Origin of the sequence: Rhizobium sp. LCM 4573, assembly GCF_001854865.1 — a bacterium.
Lineage (GTDB): Bacteria > Pseudomonadota > Alphaproteobacteria > Rhizobiales > Rhizobiaceae > Neorhizobium.
In genome coordinates this window covers 17181-33223 of the sequence record NZ_MDDW01000030.1, presented here as the reverse complement: position 1 = coordinate 33223, position 16043 = coordinate 17181, and the positions used below count along the sequence as shown (strand labels likewise).

Below are 16043 nucleotides of genomic sequence, written 5' to 3'. Positions count from 1 at the left end.
GGGGGGTGAACAACATGCTCCTAGTTGGAAAGAGTGCCTTGCCGGCTCACTCCTCCCTCAGCCGCACCCCGAAGCCGAACAGGAAGGTCACGAGCGCGCCGGCAGCGGCAATGCCGTAGAGCCAGGCGGCCGGACCGCTCGCCTCGCCCGCCGCGAGCTTCTCCACCAGCCCCGTCGCCGAGGCGATCATGCCGGCAAGGCCGGCGCCCACCGCATAGCCGGCGGTGGAGATGGTCGGCAGAAGCGCGCTCGTCAGGTCCCGTTCGGCAAGCGTCGCCGCCTCCATGGCCGCCTGGTTCACGTTCGCCCAGGCGGTGCCGAAGCCGGTGCCGATCGCCATCTGCCCCAGGATCAGCAGCCAGATCGAACCCTGGCTCAGCGCGACCGCGATGGCGATGAAGCCGGCGAACTGGAAGAGCGGCCCGCTGCGCAGCCAGAAATGCCGCTGCGGCAGGCTTCTCGCCCGGCTCGCCACCACGGCCACCACGCTCCAGGTCAGCGCCATCAGCACGACGATATAACCCACGACCGCCGGACCATAGCCCCAGGTTTCCGCCACCATCGGCGCCAGATAGACGCTGGCGACCGAATGGGCCGCAGACATTAGGAACAGGACCCAGAACCCGTGGCCGAGCACCGAGCGGAAACGGAAAGCGCCTTCGGGGAAGAGCTTTTTCCCCACCCGGCCGTCGAGCCTCAGCGTCAGTATGAAGAGCCCGGCGCCGGCCGAAAGCGTTGCCACCTGCATCTCCGCCCGTTCCATGACGGCCGAAAGCGACAATACCAGTGCTGCGGCAAGGCAGAGACCGATCGAGACCGGCTGGAAATGGGTGGCGGAGGCTTCGGTGGTGCGGGGCTTCACGGCCAACACGAAGACCGGCAGCAAGAGAAGCAGCGGTGCGCTCGCAAGGAAGGATATCCGCCAGGAGAAGGCCTCGGTCAGCCATCCGCCGGCCACCGGGCCGGCAAGCGCCGTCACCGCCCAGACGATCGCCTCCACCGCGAATACCTTGGCGATCAGCGCCGAAGGGAAATTGGCCGGGATGAGGCTGTAGCAGATCGCCACGATCAGCCCGTCCGCTATGCCCTGCAGCAATCGCCCGGCGAGAATCCAGGAGAAGGAGGGAGCGGCGAGCGCCATCAGCCCGCCCAGGGCGAAGACGAAGCTGGAGAAGAGGAGAGCGGTCCGCGTGCCGAAGCGGTCGCGGAAGGCGGCCGCCCCCGTGCCGCCCGCGATCGAGCCGATGAAATAGAGGCTGTAGGCCCAGCTGAAGGCGCTCATGCCGCCGAGTTCGGCGGCGGCGAGCGGCATGGCCGCGACGATCGCGAACTGGTTGAAGGCATGCAGGCCGATGCCCGCCGAGATCAGGCCCAGCATGAGCCCATGGCTGCCGGCGAACAGAGCCGACCATTCCGATTTCATATCCCCGTGCACGCCGTTTGTCGCCGAAGCCTCTGCCATTTCGTATCCTCTGTTTCAGGTCGGCGGGGAAGCTACAACCTCAAGCACGCTTGAGGTCAAGGGCGGCAGGCTGAATCATAGTTCAATAATAACAACCACTTGCATGAAACGTCGTCGCCATGCTCCATGACACGGCCGGTAATCGCGAAAAACCGATTGAAGCCTCCCGAATCTTCATCTCCCATCAGAATATCCGCCCGGATCGGCCAGGCATGCGCGCCTGCATGGGTACTGTTTCTAACAGGCGTGATATTTTAGCTACAGCTTTTTAAGCATTTTGCCCTACCATTCCCTCACCCACACGAACGGAGGGAAGAATCATGAAGGCAATTTTCATCCTCGCAGCGTCGGCCGCCATGACCGCCTCTTCCGTGGCTTATGCTGCTGACGCTGTCGAACAGATTCCCGAAGCTCCCGCAGCCGTGGAGACGCCCGTCTTCACCTGGGACGGCGCCTATATCGGTCTGCACGCCGGCCATGGCTGGGGTGACGGCGAGGTCGAAATCCTCGGCGACGAGTCCTTCGACGGTTGGCGCATGGGCGGCTTCGTCGGTTATAACTGGCAGATGTCCAGCGGCTTCGTCGTCGGTGTCGAAGGCGACGTGAACTACGACTGGAACGACCACGACTATGCCGGCGGCATCGAAGTCAAGTCCGGCTTCTCCGGCTCCGTACGCGGCCGCGTCGGCTATGCCTTCGACCGGGCGCTGCTCTATGCGGCAGGCGGCTGGACGGCCACCAACCTCAAGATGGAAGGTGCCGGCCTCGATGAAGACGACACTCTGCACGGCTGGACGCTCGGTGCGGGCCTCGACTATGCCTTCACCGACAACGTCTTCGGCCGCCTCGAATATCGCTACAACGACTTCGGCAGCGGCGATCTCGGCGGCCTCGACGCCGATTTCAACCAGCATGTCATCAACGTCGGCATCGGCGTGAAGTTCTAAGCACCCGGGATGCGGGGACAGGCCTGCCGGGGACGGCGAGCCAGAATGGAGAGGAAAGCCGCCCGAAGTGGAAGCTTCGGGCGGCTTTTTCTGTGATGCGCATGCCAGGTGGCCTGGTGGAATCCCTCCCTGCACTGCGCTAGTCTCGATACGGTCGTATCGAGGGAGGGCGAGCATGGCCAGAACCCTGCGGATCGTGTTGTGGAGCGTTTTTGGCGCTGCGGCCCTGTTCCTGCTCGGCGGTGCGGCATGGCTCCTTTCTCTGCCGCAGGACGTTGCTGCCATAGCGGCTCCGCCCGTCCCGCAGGAGGAGACCCGCGCCACGCTCGAAGCCCTGAAGCCGCCGAAGCGCCAGCGCCCGCTGGTGGCGATCATCGGCATCAATGATGCCACGGAAACCACCGACTACCTGATGCCCTACGGCATTCTCAGACGGGCCGGCGTCGCGGACGTGATGGCGCTCGCGACAGGTCCGGGCCCCGTGACGCTCTATCCGGCACTCAAGGTCGCTCCGCAGGCGACCACGGCCGAGTTCGATACCGCGCATCCGGAAGGCGCCGATTACGTGATCGTCCCCGCGATGAGCCGCGATGACGATCCAGCCGCGCTGCGATGGATCAGGGATCAGGCCGCCAAGGGCGCGATCATCATCGGCGTCTGCGCCGGCGCCAAGGTGGTGGCCGCCGCCGGACTGCTCGACGGCAGGCGGGCAACCACCCATTGGCATTACCTGGACGAGCTGCGGGAGAAGCATCCGGCGATCCGCTATGTCGCGGACCGGCGACTGGTGGTCGACCGGGGCGTTGCGACCACCACGGGGATCAGCGCCTCCATGCCGATGTCGCTGACGCTCATCGAGGCGATCGCCGGGCGCGAAAGGGCCGAAGAGGTTGCCCGCGATCTCGGTCTCGCGGACTGGGATCTGCGTCATGCGAGCGAAGCCTTCAAATTCACCCGCTCCTTCGCCACCACCGCGATCGGCAATACCGCAGCCTTCTGGAACCGCGAACAGCTCGGTCTGGAGCTCGCTCCCAATGCCAATGAGGTGGCGCTGGCGCTGGTGGCCGATGCGTGGTCGCGCACCTATCGCTCGCGCGCCGTCACCTTTGCCGCCTCCGCAGACGGCGAGACCAGCCTCGTGGGCATCCGCATCCTTCCTGACCAGATCGCCACGGATTGGACGCAAGCCCGGGCACTTCCGGCCATGGGCGGCCTGAAACCGGCGGACGCTCTGGACCGGGCGCTCTCCGCAATCGAAAGCCGCTACGGATCGCGCACCGCAGATTTCGTCGCCTTGCAGCTCGAATATCCGCGTCAGGACAACGACCGCTGAACGTTAGTCGCCATTCTGCCGGCATCTGGCTGCGAGATAAAACGACAACTCACTTTCGTCTCCCCCAAAAGGGTGATGTCAAATCCTCGGGATGTGCCATCATCCTCATGCCTAAAACAGAACTGCCGGGGGCTCGGACGGGAAAAACGGCCGGGCCCCCACTTTTTTGAGGCTCGTACCTGCGTCACTGGCCGGAAGGTCCGCGCCCTGGCGGACCGGCCCGGACCTTCCGGCCCCTGATGTTGCCGGCGAGCAAAGCGGATTTCGCGCACCCCATTTTTTTGCACCGCCCCGTGTCGGTTTCCGCAAACCTCGAACGTCCTTCGTTCGTGAACGTCCCCGAGCGCGCCTTGCAATGCGCTTCGGTTTTTTGAGCCCATGAACGAAGGAGGACCCGATGACGCGTGTTGTTTCAACTCTCTGGTTCGATAAGGAAGTCGAGGAAGCGGTCGAATTCTATGTCTCAATCATTCCGGATTCCCGGATCATCCGCAAATCCACCATGCCCGCCGAAACGCCGAGCGGCCCGCCCGACAGCGTCATCAGCATCGATCTTTCGCTGGGCGGGCAGAACTTTTCCGCCTTCCAGGCCAGCCGGCCGGAAGCCTTCAACTTCTCCTTCTCGGTCGCGGTCGGATGCGAGAGCCAGGCGGAAATCGACCGCATCTGGAACGCGTTTCTTGAAAACGGCGGCTCGCCCCAGCAATGCGGCTGGCTCAAGGACCGATGGGGCCTTTCCTGGCAGATCGCTCCGCGCGGCCTCGTCGATATGATTGCCAGCCCCGACCGGCAAGCGGCGAAGCGGGCGGCGGAGGCCATGTTCGGGATGGTGAAGCTCGACATCGCGGAACTGGAGCGGGCGTTCCGGGGATAGCTGGCACTCGCCGTCAATAGAGCCACATGCTTGCCAGGATCGCGCAGGCAAGGGCCAGATTGAGCCCGATATAGAACGCCATATCATGATGGTGGTTCGGAAGGCGCTGCATGTTCATCTCCTCCTTGGAAGAAGAACATGCAGGACGCCTTCAGGTTCCGTAGGACTGAATACCGGAGCAGGCCGCTGCCTGCGAAGCGAACTAAGCCCCTACCCTCTCCGGGCTGTAGCCCGCCTCGCGGATCGCTTCCTCGGCCACGGCGGCATCGCCCTCGACCGTCACCCGCTTCGATACGAGATCGACGGTGACCGAGGCGCCCGGCAAAGCTTCGCCGAGCGCTCCGCGCACGGACTGCTCGCAATGGCCGCAGGTCATGTCGGGGATATTGAAAATCGCAGTCATCGGTAACTCCTTTTCTATAAAAATCCTTCTGCACCTTCCCATGGCAGGAAGGTCAAGGGATGGTTGGAAATTCCCCCTCTGGCCTGCCGGCCATCTCCCCCACAAGGGGGGAGAAACACGCGGCAACGCCTATGCCCCAGACTGGAGCGGCGCGGCGGGCTAAGCCCCTCCCCCTTGTGGGGAAGGGTTGGGGAGGGGTGTTTCAAACAGATTCTCCGCAGGCGGTCTCAAGCGCGCTGTTTCATCTTCTTCACCGGCGGCGCCGCGTCGCCGGCAAGATCGTCGAGGATCGGGCAGTTCGGCCGGCTGTCGCCGCTGCAGCAATGGGCGAGGTGCTTCAGCGTCTTCACCATGCCCTGCATCTCGGTGATGCGGCGCTCCAGATCCTTGATATGGGCGCTCGCCACCTCCTTTACCGCCGCGCTCTCCCGGCTCTGGTCCTGCCAGAGCTTCAGAAGCGTCTCGGTCTCCTCCAGCGAGAAACCGAGCGAGCGCGCCCGCTTGATGAAGCGCAGGATGTGCACTTCATCTTCGCCATAGACCCGGTAATTGTTGCCGGTTCGGCCCATGGGGCGGATCAGCCCGATCTCCTCGTAATAGCGGATCATCTTGGCCGAAACGCCGGACGCCTCTGAAGCCTGGCCTATGTTCATCATCGGTCTCCATATATCTGTCTTGACGCAATTCCGGACGTAAAACCGGTTCCCACTTTTGCTGGAATTGCTAGGGCTTTACAGCCTTCAGCCTCAGCGCGTTGCCGAGCACGAAGACGCTGGAAAGCGCCATGGCCGCAGCCCCGATCATCGGCGAGAGCAGCCAGCCGAAGGCCGGGTAGAGCGCGCCGGCGGCAACGGGGATCAGCGCCACGTTATAGCCGAAGGCCCAGAAGAGGTTCTGCTTGATGTTCCTCATCGTTGCCTTGCTCATGCCGATCGCCGCAACCACGCCGGAAAGCTCGCCGCCGACCAGCACCACATCGGCGCTTTCGATCGCGACATCCGTACCGGTGCCGATGGCGATGCCGATATCGGCTTCCGCCAGCGCCGGCGCGTCGTTGATGCCGTCGCCCACGAAGGCCACCTTGCGGCCGCCGGCGCGCAGTTCGTGCAGCGCCTTCACCTTGCCTTCTGGCAGCACTTCGGCCACGACCTTGCCTATACCCACCTGGCGGGCGATGGCCTCGGCCGTGCGGCGGTTGTCGCCGGTCACCATGGCCACCTGGACGCCCATCTGCTGCAAGGCCTTGATGGCATCGCGGCTTGCCGGCTTCAGCGGATCGGCGACGGCAATGGCAACCGCCACCCTGCCGTCGATCGCCGCATAGATCGGCGTCTTGCCCTCGTCGGCAAGGCGTGCGGCGGCTTCCGCAAAACCTTCCACCGAAAGGTCCAGCTTCTCCATGAACCGGTCGGCGCCGACGGCCACCTTGCGGCCGTCAACCTCGGCCCGGATACCGTATCCGGTGACGGATTCGAACCCTTGCGTCTTCGGCACCGCGATGCCCCTTGCCTCCGCCGCCTTGACGATGGCCTCGGCAATCGGATGCTCCGACTGCGCTTCCACGGCGGCGACCAGGCGAAGCGCCTCCTGCTCGTCGAAGCCTTCGGCGGTCACGAGGTCGGTCAGCTCCGGCCGGCCCTTGGTCACCGTGCCGGTCTTGTCGAGCACGACGATCCCGACATTGCGCAGCTCCTGCAGGGCCTCGCCCTTGCGGAAGAGCACGCCGAACTCTGCGGCCCGGCCACCGCCCACGACGATCGAAGTCGGCACGGCAAGCCCCATGGCGCAGGGGCAGGCGATGATGAGCACGGCTACCGCATTGACGATCGCATGCGTGAGCGCCGGGCTCGGGCCGTAGAAGAACCAGACGGCAAAGGTCAGCGCCGCCAGCACGATGACGGCCGGCACGAACCATGCGGTGATCCGGTCCACCAGCGTCTGGATCGGCAGCTTTGCCCCTTGCGCCTGCTCCACCATCCGAATGATGCCGGCCAGCATTGTATCGCGGCCCACCTTGTCGGCACGGAAGCGGAAGGCGCCGGTCTTGTTGATCGTGCCGCCGATGACGGTCGAGCCTTCCGCCTTTTCCACCGGCAGCGGCTCGCCGGAGATCATCGATTCATCCACGTTCGAAGAGCCGTCGATCACCGTGCCGTCCACCGGAATACGCTCGCCGGGCCGGATGACCACGATATCGCCCGCGACCACCTCGCCGGCGGGAAGATCGACGACCTTGCCGTCGCGTTCCACCCGGGCGGTCTTGGCCTGCAGGCCGGCGAGCTTCTGGATCGCCTCGCCGGTGCGGCCGGTCGCGCGGGCCTCGAGCAGCCGGCCGAACAGGATGAGCGTGACGATGACGGCCGCCGCCTCGTAATAGACGTAACGGGCGCTTTCCGGCAGCAGATGCGGCGCGAACGTCGTCACCAGCGAATAGCCGTAGGCCGCCAGCACGCCGACGGCGACCAGCGAATTCATCTCCGGGTACCCACGGAAAAGCGTCGGCAGGCCGATCCTCAGGAATCGGAAACCGGGCCAGAAGATCACGGCGGTCGCCAGCACGAAGTAGAGATAATAGAGGTTCTGCGTCTCCACGATCCCCATCAGCCAGTGGTGGAAGGGATCGTAGAAATGGCTTCCCATTTCCAGCACGAAAAGGGGCAGGGTAAGCAGGAAGGCTGTCGCGAGATCGCGCTTCAGCGCGCCCTCCTCGCCGGCATGCATGTGCATGTGGTCGTGGGCCTCATGGCTGGCGGCTTGCTGGTGGGCAGAGTGATCGTGAGCGTGGTGGCTGTGGCTTGACGAATGCCCCCTCACCCCGCCTCCGCTCCGCTCGGCGACCCTCTCCCCGGCGGAGAGAAGGTGGCTCGAAGGACCGGATGAGGGGGCGCCCTCAATCGCATGGCCCTGATGGTGCGCATGCTGAGCGAGGTCCGTTGCCTCAGCCAACATCCCCGCCTCGTGCAGCGCGTGCCGCATCGCGGCGGCGGGGATCTCATAGCCGACCTTCTTGATCGCCTTTTCAAGGTCTTCCGGGGAAAAGCCTTCCGCCGACTCCACCGTCAGCTTCTTCGTGGCGAAATTGACCGCGCTCTTGTCGATACCCGGCACCTTCGCGGCGGCGTTTTCCACCCGGCGCACGCAGGAGGCGCAGGTCATGCCCTCGACGGGAACGGTGAAGGGTTCGATGGGACGGTTCGGTTTTGCAATTTGATTCATGGCAGGAAATCTCCATTTCCCGCCCTATGTGGACCTTCCCATGATGGGAAGGTCAAGAGCCTTCCTCAAGATTTCTCAGGCGTGCGCTCCGTCTCCCGCTTCCACCAGGAATTCCATGCCGTTGCGGGCACCGATTTCAAGCACCCGAGGGATATCCGGCGGCGTGTTCCGAGGCGGAAAATCCGTCGTGCCGTCCGGCACAAGCTCGCCCGCCTCGCTGAAGAAGGCCTCGTGTATCCGGCCGGGAGAGTTGATGACGAGCATGCGCGCCGGCGCCTGACCCACATTTCGGAAGGCGTGCACCGCCCCGTTCGGCACCTTCACGCAATCGCCCGGYCGAGCCGATATATTCTCCTCCCCCACCCTGAACGCATACTCGCCCTCCAGCACATAGAAGACCTCGTCGTCTTCAGGGTGCCGGTTCGGCGGGGCGCCCGCGCCCGGCGCGCTGCGCACCTCCACCATGCAATAGCCGCCGTTCTCCGGCGGCCGGACATGGAAGCGGATGAGATTTCCAAGCAAATGATAGGTATCGCCGCGATCTGCGCTCATTGCCGTTCCTCCTCGAGGGGAATGCGGATCATCGAACAGGATGATGGAGCAAGGCGCGGCTTTCGCAATCAGCCATTTGGGGGAGGACGCGGAAGTAGGGGTAGGATTGAACCATATCCGGGATACGGCTATCTTATGAGAAAGGAGATCAGCAATGTCTGCTCGAGACAGGATCAGGCGTTATCGGGAAAGCGGAGGAGCGGCCGACCTCGTGCGGGTCGAGGTCCTGGTCCCCAAAGAACGCCGCTCGGATATCCTTTCCCAGGCCGCGGACATGCGGAAGGATCACCGCCAGAAGAAAGAGCGGCTGCAACGGCACCTCGATCTTGCTCTCGACCGTTACAGGCTGCGTGTCCTCGACAATATCGATCTCGAACGGTTGCCGGGTATCATTGAAAGATCCCGCGTGGTGGCAAACGCCCTCGTCGAGCGGGGTGATGCCCGAGCCTTTGCGATAGGCCGGCGCATGCTTGCCGAACTGGAAGGCTGACAACCATGGTGCTTACGGCGCTGCAGAAGAAGGTCATGCTTCGAAAGGCAATCTCCGAGCCGGAGCTTTTGCCGATGCTGCCGGACGTTCCCGAGCAATGGGTGCCGGAAGCGTAAGCCGATTTATTCCTTCACCCCATATCGCGCGAGCAGTTCCGTCAGCGAAACCGTGTCGGCCTCGCCGCTGTCAGGCTCATCCTGTCGCTTCGTGGCAATGTCGCGGGCTTCCTCCCCCACCGTCAGCGGCCAATCGACCAGATAATCCTCGTAATCCTCGATATCGACTTCCGCCTCGCTGATCGTGCGGCCGCGCGCCGAAATACCAGCAAGGTGCACGGTTTCCGGATCGCCGGAAACCAGCGGGTGCCACCAGTAGAGATCCCTGCCCTCATGCACGAGGCGGTAGCCGCAGGTCGGGGGCAGCCAGCTGATCTCGCCAACCGTCTCGGGGGTGAGCTGGATGCATTCGGGAACCGTCGCCTGGCGGTTCTCGTAATCGGAACAGCGGCAGCTATGGCCGTCGAGCAGGCGACAGGCGACCGAAGTGAAGGCCACCTCGCCGGTGTCCCAGTCCTCCAGCTTGTTGAGACAACAGAGGCCGCAGCCGTCGCAGAGGCTTTCCCATTCCTCCGGCGTCATCTCGTTCAGCTGCCTGGTTTTCCAAAAAGGTTCGTCAGTCATCGGTCCTGCATCGGACGGGCATCACATTTGTGGCATTCCGGAACAAACCGGCCCCATTGTCCTTTATCCTGTTGCGATTTGGCTATCGCGCGTCAACCATTTGTCAGCTATTGCTGAATAACGGTGGGAGGCTCATGCTCTTGATCCCTTGAGGGGACGGCGTCAAGCACATCCCATCGAAAAGAGCGAGGAAACTCAAGGCGGGAACAACCAAGGTGCAGGACGAGCCACAGTCATCAGAAGAGCTCCCTCCCGGGCGTCCGCGCAAAAAGCGCCACATCCTGCTCCGTATCGATTCCTGGATCGATTCCACTGTCTGGAACCTCGGCTTCCGGCTCGGCGAAATCTGGGAGGAGATCACCATCTTCTCCCGCAAGTTCCGCGTCCGGGGCTGGAAGCGGGCCGTCTTCGAGGTGGCCGGCGAGGCCATGACGCTCGGCACGGCAGGCGCAGTCGCACTTCTTGCGCTCGCCCTTCCCGCCTTCGAGGAAACCAAACAAGATTGGCGAAACCGGGGCGATTTCGCCGTAACCTTCCTCGACCGCTACGGCAACGTCATCGGTCATCGCGGCATCATCCATGAGGATTCGGTGCCGATCGACGAGCTGCCGGACCATCTCATCAAGGCGGTGCTCGCCACCGAGGACCGGCGCTTCTTCACCCATTTCGGCATCGACTTCATGGGGCTTGCCCGCGCGCTCAACGAGAACGCAAAGGCGGGCGGCGTCGTGCAGGGCGGCTCGACCCTTACCCAGCAGCTCGCCAAGAACCTGTTCCTCACCAACGAACGGTCGCTCGAGCGCAAGATCAAGGAAGCCTTCCTCTCGCTCTGGCTGGAGGCGAACCTTTCCAAGAAGGAAATCCTCTCGCTCTATCTGGACCGCGCCTATATGGGCGGTGGCACGTTCGGGGCGGCGGCGGCGGCGCAGTTCTATTTCGGCAAGAACATCGCGGAGGTGAATCTGGCCGAATCCGCCATGCTCGCCGGCCTCTTCAAGGCGCCCGCCAAATATGCCCCGCACGTGAACCTTCCGGCCGCCCGCGCCCGCGCCAACGAAGTGCTGTCGAACCTCGTGCAGAGCGGCATGATGTCCGAGGGTCAGGTGATCGGCGCGCGGCGCAATCCGGCGACCGTCATGGACCGCGCCGAAGCAAAGGCCCCGGATTTCTTCCTCGACTGGGCTTTCGACGAGGTGCAGCATCTCGCCGATGCCGGCAGGTTCCGCGAACATTCCGTCATCGTGCGCACCACGATTGACACCGGCCTGCAGCAGGCGGCGGAAGCGGCGATGGAATCGAGCCTTCGCGAATATGGCGAGGGCTACAAGGTCAAGCAGGGCTCGCTGGTGATGATCGAGAACGGCGGAGCCGTGCGCGCCATGGTCGGCGGCCGCGATTACGGCGAGAGCCAGTTCAACCGCGCCACCCGTGCGCTGCGCCAGCCGGGCTCCTCATTCAAGCTCTACACCTATGCGGCCGCCATGGAGAGCGGCATGACGCCGGAAACGGTGATCTCCGACGCGCCGATTACCTGGAACGGCTGGTCGCCGCAGAACTACGGCCGCTCCTACAAGGGCAAGGTCACGCTGATGACCGCCATGTCGCAATCGCTGAACACCGTTCCGGTGCGGCTTGCCAAGGAAAAGCTCGGCACCAAGGCGATCGTGGAAATGGCAAAGGCGATGGGCATCGAAACGCCGCTCAGGAGCGACAAGACCGTTCCGCTCGGCACATCGGAAGTGACCGTGCTCGACCAGGCGACGGCTTATGCCGTGATGCCGGCGGGCGGCATGCAGTCCCGCCGCCACGGCATCTCGCAGGTGCTCGGCTACGGCGGCGAAGTGCTCTACGATTTCCAGCGGGACGAGCCCCCGGCAAAGCGGGTGCTTTCGGAAGACGCCACGAAATCCATGAACCGTATCCTGACGACCATTCCCTATAACGGCACGGCGCGGCGCGCAGCCGTCGAGGGCGTGCTGACGGGCGGCAAGACCGGCACCTCGCAGAGCTATCGCGACGCCTGGTTCGTGGGCTTCACGGGCAATTACACGGCCGCTGTCTGGTTCGGGAACGACGATTTCACGCCGATGAAGGAGATGACGGGCGGCACGCTGCCGGCAATGACCTTCAAGAAACTGATGGACTATGCGCATCAGGGCATCGAGCTCCGGCCCATTCCCTTCATCGACAATCCGCTGCCCGGCGGCGACCACAAGGGCGGCCAGGCGGTGGCGAAGAAGGAGGAAGGCAGCGAAACCGACCTGCCGGCGCTCATCCGGCCGCGCTCGCTCTCGGCGGAATCGACCCGCGTGCTGCGCCAGATCGCCAAGGATCTGAAGGCGGCCGGCCCGCTCCTGCCCGGTACGCCGAAGGTCGCAGAAGCGGATGTGACCGAGGCGGTTATCAAGCCGGCGGCGGGCGGTACAGAGACGCGATAGGCTTCAGGCGGCGGCCGGTCTCAACAAGGCGGGCAGGCAGGCGATATAGAGCGCGGCACCGGCGACCCAGACCCAGCCGTTCCACGCTCCCGCCGTCTGCGCGTAGAGAGCGGTGAAGCCCAGCGGCCCGATAATGGACGTCAGGTTCGTCAGACCGGCGAGCATTCCCTGCAGCCTACCTTGCGCATCATCGCCGGCAGCGCGCGACAGCATGGCCTGCAGGGCCGGCATGCCCACTCCCCCGGCCGCCAGCAGGAAGAGGATCGGCAGGACCATCCACCCCTGCGTGGCGAAGGCCAGGGCCAGAAAGCCGGCCCCATCCGCCATCATGCCGAGCAGCAGGGTCCGCCGTTCACCGAGTCTCGCGGAAAGCGGACCGGTGACGAAAGCCTGGAACAGCGCATGCACGGCGCCGAAGGCCGCGAGCGACAGGCCTACCGTCGCCGTTTCCCAATGGAAGCGATCCTCGCCGTAGATCACCCAGAGTGCTGCCGGCACCTGACCGATCAGCTGCATTGTGAAGAAGACGCCAATGAGCGCCGCAAGGCCGCGCAGAGGGCCGTCCAGACGGAAGGCGGCGAGCGGATTGATGCTTGCGGGCCCTTCCGCATCGCTCCGGCTCGGCCTGGGTTCGGTGAGGAAAATGAACGCAAGCAGAAATCCGACACCATTGAGAAAGGCAGCCGCCATGAAAGGCGCATGGGCGGATATGCCGCCCATCAAGCCACCGGTCGCAGGGCCGGCGATCACGCCGCCGCCGAAGCAGGCGCCCATGAAGCCGAACCAGCGCGCGCGTTCGCCTTCCCGCGTCATATCGGCGATCGTGGAGGCGGCCACCGCCCCGGTCGCGCCGGTGATCCCCGCGACGATCCTGCCGATATAAAGCACCCAGAGCACCGGCGCCGCCGCCATGACGGCATAATCGACCGCTGCTCCGGCGAGCGAGGCAAGCAGCACCGGCCGGCGGCCGTGCCGATCCGATAATCGCCCGAGCAGCGGCGCGAAAAAGACCTGCATCAGCGCATAGAGCGACAGCAGGATACCGTAGTGCCCCGCCACCTCATGCGGCGGCACGAGCTCGCGCAGCAGCGCCGGCAGGACCGGCATGACGATCCCGAGCCCCATGGCATCAAGAGTGACCACGGCCAAAGCAACGGCAAGCGACCTGTTCATGTGAAAACCTCAAGCCCGACACCGCCGGGAATTTATCAACGATAAGGGAATGGACAAAAACTTTATCAATGATAAATTGTCAAGAGCAGGAATGGAGCCAAGATGACGAAACTGGATCGGGAAACGGTGATCCGCGCGGCACTCGGCCTTCTCAACGAGGTCGGCGTCGACGGCCTGACGACGCGCAGGCTTGCCGAGCGGCTGAGGGTTCAGCAGCCCGCCCTCTACTGGCATTTCCGCAACAAGCGGGCGCTGCTCGATGCGCTGGCCGGGACGATGCTGGCGGAAAGGCACATACGCTCCATGCCGAGGGAGGGCGAAGACTGGCGCGTGTTCCTCAGGGAGAACGCACAGAGTTTTCGAAGCGCCCTGCTCGCCTATCGCGACGGCGCCCTCATCCATGCCGGCACGCGGCCGGCTTCACCGCAGTTCGATGCCGCCGAAGCGCAGATCCGCCTGCTCTGCGGGGCCGGTTTCAGCGCGAGGGAGGCCGCCCAGGCGCTCGCCGCGATCAGCCACTACACGGTCGGCGCCGTCATCGAACAGCAGGCGGCGGAGGCGGACATGGCCGAGCGGCAGGGGATGGAAGCGCCCGCGGCACCTCCGCCGCCCGCGTTTCTGCAGCAAGTCTTCGATGAGCTGGAGAATGCCGGGGCGGATGTCACCTTCGATTACGGCCTCGACACAATCATCGCCGGCCTCGAGCGAAAGCTTTCAGGCGGCTGATACAGCCGTTCGACCTGCGAGCCGGAGTCAGAAGTTACAGTTTCACGCCGACGCTCGCCAGAAAGCTTTCCATGCGGTGGTCAACCTCGGCCTTCGTCTCCGCCCATGCCGGGAACGACTGGAGAAGATTGTCGTGCCAGGCGATCAGGTTCGGGTATTCCCTGAACGGAAACTTTGCACGATCGACCTGCGAGAAGGGAGCCGCGATATCGATATCGGCAAAGGTCAACGCATTGCCAACCATGAACTTGCGGCCTTGAAGATGCCGGTCGAGTACCTTCGCTGCGGCGCGGATCTTACCCTCGGCAAATCTGATGAGGGATTCGTCCTTCGGTACGCCCATCACCGTCTTCCCCACGCGCTCATCGAAGATTGTGGTGGTGAAGGTGCGCCACTGCTCGCCGGACCAGAACATCCACTGAAGCACCTGGAAGCGCTCCTCCTGCGTGGTTCCGACCAGCGGCGAGTTCACCTTGGCGGCGAGATACAGATTGATCGCAGAAGCTTCCCAGAGAATGGTGTCTCCATCCTCCAGAACAGGCGTCAGACCGTTGGGATTGAGGCGTGATTTGAACTCGTCGGTCTGGCTCTCGCCTTTGAAGAGATCAACGTTAACGCGGTCGAGTTCAATGCCCATGATGTTCGCGGCGGTGTTCACGCGACGCAAGCTGCCTGAGCCCGCATCACCATAGATCTTGATTGTCATGACTGTTCCTTTCGGTTCGGGGCCCGTGAACGGGCGGCCGAACGTCAAATCCCACATTCTATTTTCGAATGACAGCCGTGCTTGGCGAATGCTATCTATTCCGAATTGGAATTGTTCGGGGCAAACGTGTTGGATAAGCTGGATGCGATKCGGATGTTCGTGCGGGTCGTGGAAAGCGGAAGCTTTTCGCAGGCAGCGCGAGACCTGAACATCAGCCAGCCTACGGTCAGCAAACAGCTCGCTGCGCTCGAAGCGCGGCTCGGGACGCAACTCCTCGCGAGAAGTTCGCGTGCCCTTGGCGTGACGCCCGCGGGACAGGAATATTACGAGGCCACCGTCCGTATCCTTCAGGATATCGATTTCGCCGAAGAGAGGGTCCTTGAAGGGCAGTCGGCTCCCTCGGGGCTGGTCCGCGTAACCCTCTCGCCCGCCTTCGGGAGGATGTTCGTTATCCCCCGGCTGGCGGATTTCAGGAGCCGTTTTCCTGAGGTCGCGATCGAGATGGAAGTCTCGGGGCGGCACGTTGACCTTATCGAGGAGGGGATAGACGTCGCAATCCGCATCGGTCGGCTTTCGGATTCAGCACTCGTCGCCCGCCGCATCGGCGACATGCGGATGATAACGCTCGCCTCCGCCGGCTATCTTGCCCAACACGGCACGCCGCAAACATTAGACGAACTGCGCGATCACCAGCGTATCGGCTATGTCTACCAGGGCGATATCATCGGCTGGGGTTTCCAGGCAGACGGCCGGCAGGTCACGGTCGACGGCGGGGGAGCATTCCGCACGAACGACGCCGAGCATGTCCGCGGTGCGGTTCTCGCGGGCCTCGGCATCGCCCACCACGCGAGCTGGCTGTTCACGGATGTACTGGCCTCCGGCGAGGTCATACGAATTCTGGACCAGCACGCGCCGCCGCCCTTTCCGATCAACGCTGTTACCGTTGCCGGTCGGCGCATGCCCTCCCGCGTGCGGCAGTTCATCGATTTCCTCGCTGCGATTTGCGCCGAGGAGCCGGAATTGAGGATAGGCGGCGGTTAGCC

General features: G+C 63.8%; 14 protein-coding genes and 1 pseudogene. 7 read left to right on the top strand and 8 right to left on the bottom strand.

All coding sequences use genetic code 11. The features are described 5' to 3' along the window. Positions 1-46: 46 nt before the first annotated feature. Positions 47-1462, bottom strand: a complete 1416-nt coding sequence (locus LCM4573_RS26660; protein ID WP_083347645.1) for an MFS transporter — start codon at positions 1460-1462, stop codon at positions 47-49. 320 nt (positions 1463-1782) lie between these two features. Between LCM4573_RS26660 and LCM4573_RS26655 the strand changes: the two genes are divergently transcribed. The 3 genes from LCM4573_RS26655 to LCM4573_RS26645 all read left to right on the top strand — a co-directional run bounded on the left by LCM4573_RS26655 (position 1783) and on the right by LCM4573_RS26645 (position 4616). Beyond that, a complete protein-coding gene (locus LCM4573_RS26655) occupies positions 1783-2409 on the top strand; it encodes an outer membrane protein (RefSeq protein ID WP_071009635.1) in 627 nt (208 codons plus the stop codon). Between the two features lie 175 nt (positions 2410-2584). Then, on the top strand, positions 2585-3742 hold the full coding sequence (locus LCM4573_RS26650; RefSeq protein WP_071009634.1) for a DJ-1/PfpI family protein: 1158 nt from the start codon (positions 2585-2587) through the stop codon (positions 3740-3742). A 397-nt stretch (positions 3743-4139) separates the two neighbouring features. Further along, the gene (locus LCM4573_RS26645) at positions 4140-4616 is read left to right on the top strand and encodes a VOC family protein (protein WP_071009633.1); all 477 of its coding nucleotides are present in this window, start codon (positions 4140-4142) and stop codon (positions 4614-4616) included. Between the two features lie 202 nt (positions 4617-4818). On the opposite strand, the gene LCM4573_RS26640 is transcribed toward LCM4573_RS26645, so the two are convergent. From LCM4573_RS26640 to LCM4573_RS26625, 4 genes are all read right to left on the bottom strand, one after another. Continuing rightward, positions 4819-5019 carry a heavy-metal-associated domain-containing protein gene (locus tag LCM4573_RS26640; protein ID WP_071009632.1) on the bottom strand — a complete coding sequence of 67 codons (201 nt, stop codon included), beginning with the start codon at positions 5017-5019 and terminating at the stop codon, positions 4819-4821. A 227-nt stretch (positions 5020-5246) separates the two neighbouring features. After that, positions 5247-5672 carry a Cu(I)-responsive transcriptional regulator gene (gene cueR / locus LCM4573_RS26635; protein ID WP_071009704.1) on the bottom strand — a complete coding sequence of 142 codons (426 nt, stop codon included), beginning with the start codon at positions 5670-5672 and terminating at the stop codon, positions 5247-5249. A 70-nt stretch (positions 5673-5742) separates the two neighbouring features. Further along, the gene (locus LCM4573_RS26630) at positions 5743-8235 is read right to left on the bottom strand and encodes a heavy metal translocating P-type ATPase (protein WP_071009631.1); all 2493 of its coding nucleotides are present in this window, start codon (positions 8233-8235) and stop codon (positions 5743-5745) included. Positions 8236-8310: 75 nt separating this feature from the next. Further along, the gene (locus tag LCM4573_RS26625) at positions 8311-8787 is read right to left on the bottom strand and encodes a cupin domain-containing protein (RefSeq protein ID WP_071009630.1); all 477 of its coding nucleotides are present in this window, start codon (positions 8785-8787) and stop codon (positions 8311-8313) included. A 154-nt stretch (positions 8788-8941) separates the two neighbouring features. Here LCM4573_RS26625 and LCM4573_RS26620 point away from each other — a divergent pair, with 154 nt between their 5' ends. Continuing rightward, positions 8942-9277 (top strand): hypothetical protein, encoded by a 336-nt coding sequence (locus tag LCM4573_RS26620; RefSeq protein ID WP_071009629.1) that lies wholly within the window; start codon positions 8942-8944, stop codon positions 9275-9277. A gap of 224 nt (positions 9278-9501) precedes the next feature. Here LCM4573_RS26620 and LCM4573_RS26615 read toward each other — a convergent pair. After that, positions 9502-9957 (bottom strand): annotated as a pseudogene (locus LCM4573_RS26615) (YcgN family cysteine cluster protein); the annotation flags it as partial. A 215-nt stretch (positions 9958-10172) separates the two neighbouring features. Here LCM4573_RS26615 and LCM4573_RS26610 point away from each other — a divergent pair. Continuing rightward, positions 10173-12395 carry a transglycosylase domain-containing protein gene (locus LCM4573_RS26610; RefSeq protein WP_071009628.1) on the top strand — a complete coding sequence of 741 codons (2223 nt, stop codon included), beginning with the start codon at positions 10173-10175 and terminating at the stop codon, positions 12393-12395. A gap of 3 nt (positions 12396-12398) precedes the next feature. Here LCM4573_RS26610 and tet read toward each other — a convergent pair whose 3' ends face one another. Then, the gene (gene tet, locus LCM4573_RS26605; protein ID WP_071009627.1) at positions 12399-13568 is read right to left on the bottom strand and encodes a Tet(A)/Tet(B)/Tet(C) family tetracycline efflux MFS transporter; all 1170 of its coding nucleotides are present in this window, start codon (positions 13566-13568) and stop codon (positions 12399-12401) included. A gap of 102 nt (positions 13569-13670) precedes the next feature. On the opposite strand from tet, the gene tetR reads away from it, so the two are divergent. Continuing rightward, entirely contained in the window at positions 13671-14294 is a 624-nt protein-coding gene (tetR, locus tag LCM4573_RS26600) for a tetracycline resistance transcriptional repressor TetR (protein ID WP_071009626.1), read from the top strand. A gap of 34 nt (positions 14295-14328) precedes the next feature. Here the strand turns inward: tetR and LCM4573_RS26595 are convergent, their stop codons facing one another. Then, a complete protein-coding gene (locus tag LCM4573_RS26595) occupies positions 14329-15000 on the bottom strand; it encodes a glutathione S-transferase family protein (protein ID WP_071009703.1) in 672 nt (223 codons plus the stop codon). A 126-nt stretch (positions 15001-15126) separates the two neighbouring features. Between LCM4573_RS26595 and LCM4573_RS26590 the strand changes: the two genes are divergently transcribed. After that, the gene (locus LCM4573_RS26590; protein ID WP_157895544.1) at positions 15127-16041 is read left to right on the top strand and encodes a LysR family transcriptional regulator; all 915 of its coding nucleotides are present in this window, start codon (positions 15127-15129) and stop codon (positions 16039-16041) included. The last annotated feature ends 2 nt before the right edge of the window (positions 16042-16043 follow it).